Origin of the sequence: Stieleria sp. JC731, assembly GCF_020966635.1 — a bacterium.
GTDB lineage: Bacteria > Planctomycetota > Planctomycetia > Pirellulales > Pirellulaceae > Stieleria.
This window is the reverse complement of the sequence record NZ_JAJKFQ010000011.1, coordinates 62,122-74,881: the sequence shown is the minus strand read 5'-3', so window position 1 is coordinate 74,881 and position 12,760 is coordinate 62,122. Positions and strand designations below refer to the sequence as shown.

Genomic DNA, 12,760 nt, shown 5'->3' with positions numbered 1-12,760 from the left:
AATCCCAAGTATCCAAATCACTCCCCACCTCAAATCATGCTTAAGTCCGAATTCGACCCCGCTCATCTCCGCACCAGTGTCTTTGCCGTTCCACCATTGGCTCGCAATGCCGAAGGCGAAGTCTGTCGAGAAGAAAATCGCAAGATCATCCGCTTCCTCGAAGACGGTGGAGTGCGTTCGTTGCTGTACGGAGGAAACGCGCTCTTTTATCACATTCGCCTAAGCGAGTTTGCTGCGACGCTTTCGATGCTGGCCGAAGAGTCTGCTGACGAAACCACTGTCGTCCCTTCGATCGGCCCCGCGTACGGACTCGCCTGCGATCAGGTCGATATCTTGCGCGAGTTCGAATACTCAACCGCGATGCTGCTGCCTTCCCGCGACATCATTGATCAACAAGGCTGTGCATCCGGCATTCGACGATTGGCCGAGCGTTTGGGTAAACCTTTGGTGTTGTACATCAAATTCGATCGTTGGCTGGAACCGTCACTGGTCGAAGCTCTTGAAAAAGATGGCGTGATTTCGTGGATCAAATATGCCGTCGTGCTGGACGACCCGTCTGACGATCCATACCTAAAATCACTGACCGATATCTTCCCGAGCGACCGAATGGTCAGCGGCATCGGGGAACAACCCGCCATCGTTCACCTCCGTGACTTCGGCGTCACCGGGTTCACCAGTGGATGCGTTTGTGTCGCTCCGAATCGCAGTATGGAAATGATGCACGCGATTCACGAAGGCGATTTCGAGAAGGCCGAAAAGATCCGCGAATGGTTCTTGCCACTGGAGGACCTTCGCAACCAATACAGCCCCATTCGCGTCTTGCATCACGCTGTTGCTGAAGCAGGTATCGCGAACACTGGCCCGATTCTTCCGTTGGTCAGCGATTTGGACTCAGGCATCGTCAGCAAAATCAAAGCTGCGGTTGCGCAAATGAAGTAAACCAATCCCAGCGACCGAACGGCCCATCATTGTCTTTGCGATGGTTGGTTGACGCGGATCGGAACGCGAAACACCACAGCGAAGCGACAAGACATTCAACAAAAGCAGCCGCGAGTCAAAACCCGCGGCTGTTCTAATTTCGATTGGTACCAGTAGCCGTTGATTAGCAGCGACCGTCGGCTAGCGTTTAGCCGCATTCGCACGAGCTGCCGAAGCGATTTCCTTGACCGCGGTGAAGTAGTTTTCGATCTCGGCGGTGTCTTTCAACTTGTCAAACGCTTTGGCCATTTCGACAGAGTACTTTCGCTCGGTCAGATCACGGATCAATTCGCCTCGGACGGCTTCGCGATCGCTGACCAATGGCTGAGTCCGACCTTGGCACTTCAGCAAGATGTACTTGTCACCAACGCTGATAACGCCACTCAACTCACCCGGCTTCAGGTCAAACGCTTCATCTTCGATCGTCGGTTGACCACTGTACTTTCGGATCGGAGGCACCTTTCCGCTGTTGCTGGCCGAAACGGGTTCGACGCTGTAGTCTTCGGCCAATCGACCAAAGAATTCTTCGGAAGGATTGTCACGTGCCATCTTCCAAACCTTTTGTGCGGTGCGTTGATCGCCCAAAACGCAGGCAAGCACTTCGACGCGCGGTCCAAAGTTGCTTTCGAAACCGACTTCCAAGTCTTGTTCGGTAATCTGTACGCGATCTTCGACCAGCTTCTTCAGCGCCACGCTTGGCCAAACGGCATCTTTCACATACAGCGGGTAGGTCGTTTCGCCATCGCTGGTAACCGAATCGATCCACGATTTTAGATCCGCTGAACCATCGGCCTTGATGAAGCCATAGCTTTTGGCGGCGCGTTCGATTTCCGAGTTGAGGTCCGCATCGGAAACTTGCTTCTTCGCTTTCGACAAAGCTTGCGTCAGCAACTTACGATTGATCTCTCCATCCAAAACATCTTTGCCGTGTCGCTTAACGCACTCGGCAGCCAATTGAGCGATGGTGATACGTCCGTTGTTGACGATTGCCGCAATACCCGGATGTTGTTTCTCAAGCTCGGGGTTTCCGAAGACTTTGACTACGTTTGCATCTCGCTGTAGCTGAGCAAACAGCTCGGTCGCGGCTGTTTTCATCTTTTGATCGCGGATGCGATCATTGATTTGCTCACGAATTGCCGGCATCGCTTGGGCGTTTGGAACGGTCGCTGGAATACGTCGAACAACTTGGACGAACATCCATTGATCGCCGACTTGCAAGATCGGTGAGATCTCGCCGGCCTGCAAACTGAATGCAGCTTCCTCGAGGCGTGAATCACCCATGTAGCGACGAATCGGATGAATCAATCCTCCGACGCTGGCGCTGGCTTCATCGTCACTGTTTTGCTTGGCAAGGTTGGCGAAGTTGTCCGGATTGGCGTTCGCTTCGCGATGCAGCATCTGAGCTTTGTTTTGATCGCCGACCATGATCATTCGGCACTTCACCGCTTCACCATATTGAGCGACGAAAGCACGGTTGAACTCTTCTTCAGTCGGTTCGACTTGGTCGGCCACCAACTTTCGCAGAGCCAACATCGGCCAGATGATTTCACGGCCATATCGACCTGGATCGATTTCACGTTCGTCTTGCAACAACTTCAAGTAGTCTTGAACGCTGAAACCAAATTTGGTCGCCAAGCGACCGATTTCTTCGCTGACTTCGGCCTGGCTGACTTGCATGCCGCGTTCGTTGCAGGCTTCCAAAATCAGCTGGCGATTAATAATGACATTGTCCAACACCTGCTCGCCATGCCGCTCCAAAGTGGCATCAGCCAACATTTGCCGCGTGATGGGATCCGCGTTTACGACGGCAACAACAGGGTTAGATTCTTCGCCGTGAGCCAAACGCTGGCCGGCGGTGTTAGCAAACAGTAACGCGCCCAAAACGATGGCAAGCGTCCGCTTGATTGCGAGAGGCCGGAGAGGCTGGACCATAACGATCACTCCTTTGAATCGCTGTCTATCGAGATCTTCGGTAATAAGGTGGGTCTTTCGACGATTGCACGCGGTCCGCCTTCGCCAGACACTGCCAGTCTCGATGGCGTGCCGCGTTATCTGCAACTGTTTTGCTAGCAGATGATTGAGGGGACAGCGAGCAAGTTGCTGATGCGTTGCGATTCGCCTTGAATCGCGTTTTTCGTCGCATCGAGCCGACATGTCGAAGTATTCGCGGCGGAGGCTAAGAAAAATCATAAAACGACTCAAGTTCAATCCGGCCCCGACCGAAGGGATCACGCGAATTTGCCTGAAATCCTTTGTTCCACGCTGCGGTGATCGTGAAGTCTACGGCGAATCGGCAAAAGTCCTGAATTACCCGCAAGATCCATATAAGTTCACACGATAACTGACTCTACAAGCGGAAAGAGCCGTCTGGAGACAACGGCCCTGTTAACGAACACCATGGAAGGTTGCTCGGATGACCATCAAGACGAACTGTCAACGAACCGGTGCCCTGACGGCACTTATTCGTAAACTCGGATTGGCAACAATGGCTGTTGCCGCCGTCACATCGACCGGTTGCTATGGCGTCAGCGGCGGATACAGCTTGGGATTCCTCGGATTCCCAATTCCTGTCAGCCCTTACTACCAGCACAAAGCCGAAGAAGAATTCTGGAAGCATGAGCGTTACGAACGCGTGCCGATCCTAGGGCCAACGACTTCTGGCGGAGCTCCTGTCGCACTGGACCCACCAAGTGACGACGAAATCATGCACGCTCTGGAAGATGCCCGTCCCGTTCAAGGCGGCGTTCCATTGCTGTACGAAAAACAACGCAATGACGTCCGCATCATCAAAGAAAAGATCGCCGACTATATTGACCCACCGCGTTTCTATCCTTTGATCGGACCGGCACAACTGCACCACGCACACTACAAGTGCACGATCTACTTCGAAGAGAAGACCACGATCGGCTATCCCGTGCCACACACATTGCATGATCGTGAAGCGGTTGAAGTGGTCTACATCGACCATAACCACTTCCACATGGTTGGCGACGTCGAACCTTACACGACGCCCGAACTGTAGTCCGCCACGACAGGATTCCGCTTGTACAAAGCCCGGTTCCAAGATTTTGGAATCGGGTTTTTTTATGCGCCGACCCAAACGGCTAAATCGGGAATCAATAACAAACGATCGCTTCCCTGAATTGCTGAGAATTCGCGGCACCAAGCGAAGAACCTTTCCGCACGATCACAAGAGCAATCAGGAGTTGAACGAGGTATCATTGGGGACGTTTAAATTTCCCTGCTTCGGCAGCCAATTCGAACGTTTCCTCCTTCCAACTTTGATGATCTCCCGCTTGGTCAAAACAAAAATGCCTTCCGCCCGTTTGAATTTTTCTTATTCGTTTGCCTTCCTAGCAATACTGACTGTTTCGAACGTCGTGACCAAAGCGCTGATGGCGGAACAGACGAAGCCGAACATCGTGATCCTGCTAGCTGACGACCTGGGCTGGAATGCCGTCGGCTATCACAACTCGCAGTACATCACACCGAACATCGACTCGATTGTTCAATCGGGGATGGAACTGGATCAGTTCTACGTCGCCCCGATGTGTTCGCCGACACGTGCTGGACTGATGACCGGTCGCTACCCGATCCGATACGGATTGGCTCGCGCGGTGATTCCACCTTATCGTGACTTTGGCTTGGCAACAGACGAAACAACTTTGCCGGAAGCACTCGGCAAAGAGGGCTATAAACATCGCGGCATCTTTGGCAAATGGCACCTCGGTCATCGCCGAGCCAAATGGCATCCCAATGCACGTGGCTTTACTCATTTCCATGGCCACTACAACGGCGCGATCGACTATTTCGAACTCTCGCGCGAAGACGTCCGTGACTGGCACGACAACTACGAAGCCTCCGATGAACAAGGTTACGCGACCAGCTTGATCGCAAAAGACGCATCTGACTGGATCAAGACGGTCGCAGCGGAAGACGAACCCTACCTCTGTTACATCCCATTTAACGCCCCACACTCGCCCTTCCAAGCACCTGACGAGGCGATCGAGAAATTTGCCTCGCTGAAAGTCCCCGCCGATCGAAAAGAACCGACCCGTCGACAAATCTATGCCGCAATGATTTGGGAAATGGATAAAGGGATTGGTCAAATCCTGGATGCCATTCGCCAATCGGGTGAAGAAGACAACACAATCGTTTGGTTCCTCAGCGATAACGGCGGTGTCGGAAACATCCGTGAGAACAACGATCCGCTTCGTGGAAGCAAACTAACCGTCTACGAAGGCGGCATTCGTGTTCCCGCGGCAATCAAATGGCCTGCAAAAATCGCCGCCGGTCAAAAGTTCGACCGAACCTGCGGCTACATCGACATCATGCCAACCTTGCTGGATGTGTCCGGAGCAGATGTTGGTAGCTCGTCGAACCATCCGTTCGACGGCGTCAGCTTGCTTCACGCGATGAAGGATCCAAATTCGACTGCGACACCCGATCCGCTTGACCGCCCTTGGTTCTCTTATCATGGTCAAGGAGGCGAGGCCGATGAGCACCTGTCCGTTACCGCCGGCGGCTGGAAACTGAAGGTCAACGGACCGCGTTTGAAGTCCGTCGACCAACTGAGCGATGGGACCAACCGGGCCGAATTATTCCATCTCGAGAAAGATCCCTACGAAAAAGCCAACTTGGTCAAAGACCATACAGACATTCGCGACCAACTAGGCGCGATGTTGGTAGAATATCGATCCCTGCAACCCGAACGAAGCGTACCTGAATATTCCCAAGGCAATAAAGGCTTCGTTCCCCCACCGAATTGGCAACTGGATCCTGCATTCCCCAACCGGTTGACCGGCTCCCACAAGTAACTCCGCTCGGGAAGGCTGGCATCACTTCCGGTTGAATCACAAACCGGAGATCGGCCATGCCTCAGCCTCGACTGCTTTTTGGTTGCGTACTTTTCGTGTTCGTTGTGACCGGCTCTCACGTCTGGTCGCAATCGGCAACGCAATCCAACACGGTGTTCCGAGTCGGTTTGGCTAAAGTTGACATTACACCATCCGAACGCATTCGGATGTCTGGCTACGGCAACCGTGATCATCCCAGCGAAGGCATCCAAACACGTTTGTTTGCACGCGCGATCGCGATTGCCGAACAAGACAATCCCTCTGGCTCGCCGGCGATCCTGATCACGGTCGATAACATCGGTTTCTCGGCAAAACTTAGTGATGAAGTCGCCGCAGCAATTAAAGCCCGACACAACATCCCGCGAAATCGAATCGCGATCTCCTGCACGCATACGCATGCTGGCCCAAGTCTGAACCAGAAGTTGGCGAATATTTTCTCTACGCCACTGACAGAATCGGAAAGTGAAGTGGTTTCTCGATACGTCACGACGTTGCGTGCCAAAGTCGTCGAAGCGGCCAACCGAGCGATCGCAGATTTGTCACCGGCCAAGCTTTCGTACGCACAAGGCCAAGCCACCTTCGCAGCCAACCGCCGTGTTTTGCAAGACGGACGCTGGACCGGGTTTGGTGTTCAAGCCAATGGACCGGTTGATCATCGAGTCCCCGTTTTGAAAATCACTGGCCAAGACAATCAGCTACGTGGCGTGGTGTTCAATTACGCCTGCCACTGCACCACTCTTGGTGGAGACTATTACCAAATCAACGCTGACTGGGCAGGCTACGCGACGACCAACATTGAAAACGCAAACGAAGGCGTGATCGCCTTGTGCACGATCGGTTGCGGTGCTGACGCCAATCCCAGCCCTCGTGGGACCGTGCAGCTGGCTAAGGCTCACGGTGATACATTGGCAGGTGAAGTCCAGCGAGTCATTTCCACAGATATGATGCAGACGATCGATCAATCGCTGATCACTGGATTTGACTATGCCGCCTTGTCATTTGACCTGCCGACGAAAGAAGAACTCGAACTGCGACTCGGCGAGAGTAATCCCCAAGCTCGGCGTCACGCTCAGCAGTTGTTGAAAACCTATCAACAAAAGGGTCGACTGCCGGCAACTTACCCAGTTCCAATTCAAGCTTGGCAGTTTGGCGACCAGCTCTGCATGGTCTTCCTTGGTGGGGAAGTCGTTGTCGATTATGCGAATCGATTGCGCAGCACGATCAACGCCAATAACCTCTGGATTTCAGCCTATTCGAATGACGTCATGGGATACGTTGCCAGTGAACGCATGCGTGCCGAAGGCGGATACGAATACGATCGGTCGGGAATTTACTATGGACTGCCTGGGCCCTGGGCATCTGGTAGCGAAGACCTTTTGATCAATCAAGTCGCGAAGCTGGTCAATCATGGCGGCCGTGCCGAAGCATTGTCCCCTGACGATTCTGCGCAGAAGATCCAGGTCAGCCCAGGCTATGAAGTTCAATTGGTTGCGAGCGAGCCACTTGTCAAAGATCCAATCAACTTGGCCTTTGATACGACCGGCCGAGTCTGGGTTGTGGAAATGGGTGGCTACCCCGAAACCGAAGAAGACGGCCGGATCCGTATCTTGGAGGACCGAGATGGTGATGGCATTTTTGATCACGCCATAACCTTTCTTGATGGACTGAGCTTTCCAACCGGTGTGCTGCCATACAAAGACGGCGCATTGGTCTGCGCTGCCCCCCAAATCCTGTACGCTCGCGATACCAACGGCGATGGTCAAGCAGACCATACGGAAACGCTTTACGATAATTTTCGCCTCGCCAATCCACAACACCGCGTCGGTGGATTTTCCTACGGTCTCGATCACAGCTACCACCTCTCGGCAGGTGACAACCTTGGCGAACTATCCAGTCATATCACCGGCAAAACCATCAACGCCTCAGGGCATGACATCAAGATTTTTCCCGATACCGGAAATATCGAAACGACCAGCGGACGTACCCAGTACATCCGAAGCCGTGATGACTGGGGGCATTGGTTTGGGAATCATAATTCCAATCCCATGTACCATTATCCGATCGAAGATGCCGACCTAAGCCGCAACTTAAACGCATCATTTGGCCAGGGGACGCATTCCCTTTTTACTCCCGCGATTGCACCGCCAGTCTTTCCACGATCATCAGCCGAAGAACGTTTCAACGATCTATTTGCGGCGAATCGATTCACCTCGGCGTGTAGCAGCATCGTCGCACAGTCGCCCGCCTTCGATTCATCCGGCAACCCATCAATCTTTGTCTGTGAACCTGTACACAATTTGGTTCATCGTTCCGAACTCGTTGTTCAGGGCCCAACCTTCAAAGCACGACGTTCGCCTGGTGAACAGCAGTCGGAATTCCTTTCATCGACAGATCCATGGTTTCGCCCAGTAAGAGTCACCGTTGGGCCCGATGGCATGCTGTGGGTCGTGGATATGTACCGCGCCGTGATTGAGCATCCCGAATGGATACCTGACTCATGGCAAGCGAGCCTGAACGTGCGTGCTGGTGACGACTGCGGCCGAATCTACCGAATCGTTCCGAAGGCAACACCGAATTCCTCGAAACGCTCGATAACGACCTCGCGGCAGATCCCAAACTCCATCGACGAATTGATCCAGTGCTTGCGTTCTCCCGTTGGACCTAGACGTGATCTAGCCCAGCAAAAGCTGATTGAATTGGCAAGCAACAAACGCCAGGCCGATAGCTGCATCGAACAGCTCAAAGCATCCTTCGACGCCCCAAATTCAACTTCCCATTCCAAACTTCATTCGCTTTGGATTTTGCTGCACCTGGACGCACTGCCTGAAGGGTTCCTTCAAAGCACACTAGCTGACACCGATCCCCAACTCAGGTCTGCATCCATACGCGTCTTGCGAGCATCGATCGCCAAAAGCCCAAATACCGCATCTCCTTACCATGATGCTCTCTCAAAACTTGTTCAAGATGAATCGCTTGACGTTGCCCTGCAAGCGGTGCTGGCGATTGGCGACTTGAAAGATAAAGACACCCAGGCGAACGCTCTTACACTCGCCGCCCAACGCACCGACTTGGATGATTGGCTCGTGACCGCGATCGCTAGTTCAGCAAACCATGTATCCCCCACGGTACTGGAAAACGTGCTTCAATCGATCATTCAAAAGATTGTCACCGTCAGCCAACCGCGTCTTAGTCTCATAGAACAACTGATTGAGATGCGATCTGAAATCAGTGAAGATTCCGCTACCTTGATTACTCAAGTCCTTGCCGAATCGACGCTTGATTTGAAGGTGCGATTCCGTCTGGCTGACTCTTTAATCAACAAGTCGCAGTCACAGCGATCGACGATCAGTCAGGCGATAATAAAGCTGCAATCGCAAGCCCAATCGATTGCGACCGACCGTAGCCGTGATGACAACTTGCGATGTGATGCGATCCGGCTGCTCGATGAATCCAAGCAAACTCGCGCGAAGTTGCTTCAACTGATCTCGCTACATGAACCCTCCTCGGTTCAATGTGCCGCAATCAGTCAACTCGCCAAAAATCAAGATCCGTCGTCGCTCGATCTATTGTTCGACCAATTGGATTCAATGTCACTCGAAGTGCGCACCAATTTCTTGGCTCAAGTCTTGCAACACCGCAAAGGCCCCACACTCTTACTGGACGCTTTAGAATCCAAACGCATCTCGGTACACGACATCCCGCTGGCGTTCCAACAGCAATTGATCCAATCGGGAAGCAGATCGTCGAAAGTTCGAGCGTCTCGGTTGCTCGGAAATCCAGACTCGGCAAAACGCAAAGACGTCGTGCAAAGGTATCTCAAGGAAGTCTCGCAGACGGAAAAAAGAGCCGACCAGCTCGATGTAGGCAAGCAGCTGTTCAATCAACACTGTGCCGTCTGCCACCAACCCAAGAACGATCAACTGGCGATTGGGCCTAACCTCGCTAGCTTGTCTGACCGCAGTGCAAAATCAATTGTGCCCGCGATTTTCGATCCGAATCGCGCGCTGGATCCCAAGTACCAATCCTATCTAATAGAGACGCAGGACGGACGTGTCTTGACCGGTGTGATCGAATCCGAACTCGCAGACGTTCTTAACCTTGCCCAAGCGGACGGAACCAGGTTGCAAGTTCGTCGCGGAAACATCGAATCGATGAAGAACTCTGGTATTTCCATCATGCCTGAAGGATTTGAAAACCTAATTGCCCCGCGACAGATTGAAGCTCTGATCGAATACATCCAATCCCTCTGATTGGTCGATTGCAAAATAGACTTGTGTGTACGAAAATCTCCCGCTTGGCCTGTCTGTTGCAGCCGCGGCGGCTATCTTTTCTTCACAAGAGTCAAAAATGAATCTAAACGTCAACGATTCCAAGTTGATTAGCTCACCGAGTCAAGAAGTGGTGCTTGAAGCACTTCAAAACCTCGGTATCGAAGAGTACGCGATCCTCGAAAGTAAAGAAGAGGTCTATGTACAAACCAGACGCGATGATGAATCCGCGTGGTGCTTGGAATATCGCAACGGTTCCGAAGACGAACACTACGGAATCGATCCAGACTCAACCACCATCGAGGACGTTTGCCAAGCTTTTGCGGCATTCTTGAATGGTGAAGATTTGGCTCCATTATTTGATTGGGAAACGGTCAATTTCGATGACCATGATCACGAACCTGGTGAAGGCGAGGTGATCTACAACGGTGTCATCATGGACGAAGAGTGGCCTGCCGAAATCGAAGCGGCGCAGTCGATCGAAACGATCGAACTTGAGGGCGAGGTCTTTAAACGAATTCGCTTTGGCAGTGAACGTGACATGCCCATCGAAACAATGGAACATTGTGGCGATTGCGGAGTCCTAAAGGGGCAACTTCATGTTCCCGAATGCGACATCGAACAATGCCCGAAATGCTTTGAACATTTGATGTCATGCGGACACGCCGACGACGAGTCATAGAACTGGCGATCGTTCTGCCAATCGCTTGGTCGATCATGGTCGTCACGCACGAGCTTGGACACATCCTGGGCGGTTGGCTCTCCGGCGCGTCATTGGTTCGCTACGACATCGTCCCTTGGCGACTACCGTACTCTTTACACCAACCAGATCCGGTTCCACTAATCACCCTTTGGATGGGACCGATCTTCGGCGTCATCGGGCCAGTGGTTTTGGCCAGTCTGATTCGCAATCGGTACGCGTGGTTGATCGCCGATTTCTGTATCCTTGCCAACGGCACCTATTTGACGCTTGCATGGTTTGCCGGCGACCAACTGTTGGACACGGCCCGGCTGATCAATGCCGGCGCACACGAAATCTCGATCGCTGCGTTTTGTGCAGTTACAGTCACAGTCGGATACCTTCGATTTCGAAAAGACTGCATCAACCTTTTGCGACCTTCTGATCCAGAGACGCACTAGTACAGACGACTTGCAAATTGAAAAAAGAGCTTGGGACGGCCCAAGCTCTTCTAGCGATTGACGTTCTGTCGATGTTTGGATGACGCGGTTTAGATTACGCGACGGTATCGAATTGCCGCGACTTGCGACTGAGATATCGGTTGGCGTCATCATCATCGATGAACATCTGCTGTTTCGGATCCCATTGCAACTCTCGCCCGGTCATCAAAGCGATATTGCACAGGTGACAGGAGGTCATCGTGCGATGGTGTGACCACACATCTGAAATCGGTTTGCTTCGATCTTCGATGCAATCGAAGAAGTTGCCCATGTGATTGCCAGGCCGTTTGCCTTTGCACAGCTCAGTGATGTACTCATCGATTTCCTGCTTGTCAGCATCAGTCAATGCGTCCACCGGAGCCCCAGCTAGTTTGCCACGGTTGACAAAGATCCGACCTTTGTCACCTTCGAACAGAATGCCGTTGGGGAAGTCCACATTATCGCTTTCGCGTTTGTAGTGGTTGTTCACATTGATCAATGAACCGTTGTCATACTTCAGATCGATACTGAACTCAGTCGCGGTGTTGTAACCGTTTGGCAACGTCGCTTCGCCATCCAAGTAACTCGCCCAGTCAAAATCGCTCGGGACGATCTTCGGAAACGTGCCGGTGCCTTTGATTCGCGTAGGGCCGGTCTCACCTGGAGCAAGCGCCCACTGAGCGATATCGATGTGGTGGGCTCCCCAGTCGGTCATTTTGCCGCCGGAATAATCGAAATACCATCGGAACATGCGACGCCGTTGTTCGCAGTAATCCGCATCGGGTGCCGGCCCAACCCACATGTTCCAGTCGAGACCTTCGGGAGCCTCTGTGTAATCAAATGGCCCGTCGCCTGGGGCACCACCGATCGCGACATAAGCATTGACGTTCTTACCCAGTCGTCCCGAATGGACCATCGCGATAGCAGTCAAGAATTTGTCTTTCGTGCTTCGCTGTTGTGTTCCCACCTGAAAAACTTGCCCGGTCTCTTCGACGACTTTGCAAATCTGTTTGCCTTCGTCGATCGTCAACGTCAGCGGCTTTTCACAATAGACATCGGCGCCACTTCGCAGGGCAGCGATCGCGATCGGCACATGCCAGTGGTCCGGCGTGCCGATGGTGACAACCTGTGGCTTTTCCTTTTCCAGCATTTCCCGATAGTCGGTGTACTCATTCAACTTGCCACCGAAAGACTTGTTGAATTCTTCGGTATGCAATTTGTCGACGTCGCAGACCGCAACCATATTCGCGAATCGTGCCGCTTCACGAGCGATCTGGCCGCCGCGGTTGTAACGTCCACGTGAGCCACCAACACCGATCGATGCAAGTCGCAACTTTCCGGAATCTTCCTGAGCCTGAACCGATTCTGTAGATGACAGTGCGGTCGTGGCGATCGCGGAAGCTGCTGCGGTCGTTTTTATAAATTGCCGACGCGTTGTAGACATGGCTGTTCCCAAAAGGAAGGGAGGAAGTAGGAAGATGGAAGGGTCAGCATTATAGC

The 12,760-nt window shown here is 52.8% G+C and carries 8 protein-coding genes; 6 read left to right on the top strand and 2 right to left on the bottom strand.

Features of this window, described 5'->3' with window-relative positions; all coding sequences use genetic code 11:
• Nucleotides 1-36: 36 nt before the first annotated feature.
• Complete coding sequence (locus tag LOC67_RS17360) at nucleotides 37-939, top strand: dihydrodipicolinate synthase family protein (RefSeq protein WP_230263917.1); 903 nt, start codon at nucleotides 37-39, stop codon at nucleotides 937-939.
• Nucleotides 940-1,119: 180 nt separating this feature from the next.
• Here the strand turns inward: LOC67_RS17360 and LOC67_RS17355 are convergent, their stop codons facing one another.
• Complete coding sequence (locus tag LOC67_RS17355; protein WP_230263916.1) at nucleotides 1,120-2,910, bottom strand: peptidylprolyl isomerase; 1,791 nt, start codon at nucleotides 2,908-2,910, stop codon at nucleotides 1,120-1,122.
• Between the two features lie 553 nt (nucleotides 2,911-3,463).
• Here LOC67_RS17355 and LOC67_RS17350 point away from each other — a divergent pair.
• From LOC67_RS17350 to LOC67_RS17330, 5 genes are all read left to right on the top strand, one after another.
• Entirely contained in the window at nucleotides 3,464-4,000 is a 537-nt protein-coding gene (locus LOC67_RS17350; RefSeq protein WP_315861078.1) for a hypothetical protein, read from the top strand.
• A 358-nt stretch (nucleotides 4,001-4,358) separates the two neighbouring features.
• Nucleotides 4,359-5,795, top strand: coding sequence for a sulfatase-like hydrolase/transferase (locus LOC67_RS17345; RefSeq protein WP_230263914.1), 1,437 nt, complete (start codon nucleotides 4,359-4,361; stop codon nucleotides 5,793-5,795).
• Between the two features lie 56 nt (nucleotides 5,796-5,851).
• Nucleotides 5,852-10,084 (top strand): neutral/alkaline non-lysosomal ceramidase N-terminal domain-containing protein, encoded by a 4,233-nt coding sequence (locus LOC67_RS17340; protein WP_230263913.1) that lies wholly within the window; start codon nucleotides 5,852-5,854, stop codon nucleotides 10,082-10,084.
• Nucleotides 10,085-10,181: 97 nt separating this feature from the next.
• A complete protein-coding gene (locus LOC67_RS17335; protein ID WP_230263912.1) occupies nucleotides 10,182-10,784 on the top strand; it encodes a hypothetical protein in 603 nt (200 codons plus the stop codon).
• Nucleotides 10,757-11,242 carry a hypothetical protein gene (locus tag LOC67_RS17330; RefSeq protein ID WP_230263911.1) on the top strand — a complete coding sequence of 162 codons (486 nt, stop codon included), beginning with the start codon at nucleotides 10,757-10,759 and terminating at the stop codon, nucleotides 11,240-11,242. Before LOC67_RS17335 ends, LOC67_RS17330 begins: the two co-directional genes overlap by 28 nt.
• A 94-nt stretch (nucleotides 11,243-11,336) precedes the next feature.
• Here LOC67_RS17330 and LOC67_RS17325 read toward each other — a convergent pair whose 3' ends face one another.
• Nucleotides 11,337-12,704, bottom strand: a complete 1,368-nt coding sequence (locus LOC67_RS17325) for a Gfo/Idh/MocA family protein (RefSeq protein ID WP_230263910.1) — start codon at nucleotides 12,702-12,704, stop codon at nucleotides 11,337-11,339.
• Nucleotides 12,705-12,760 lie beyond the last annotated feature (56 nt).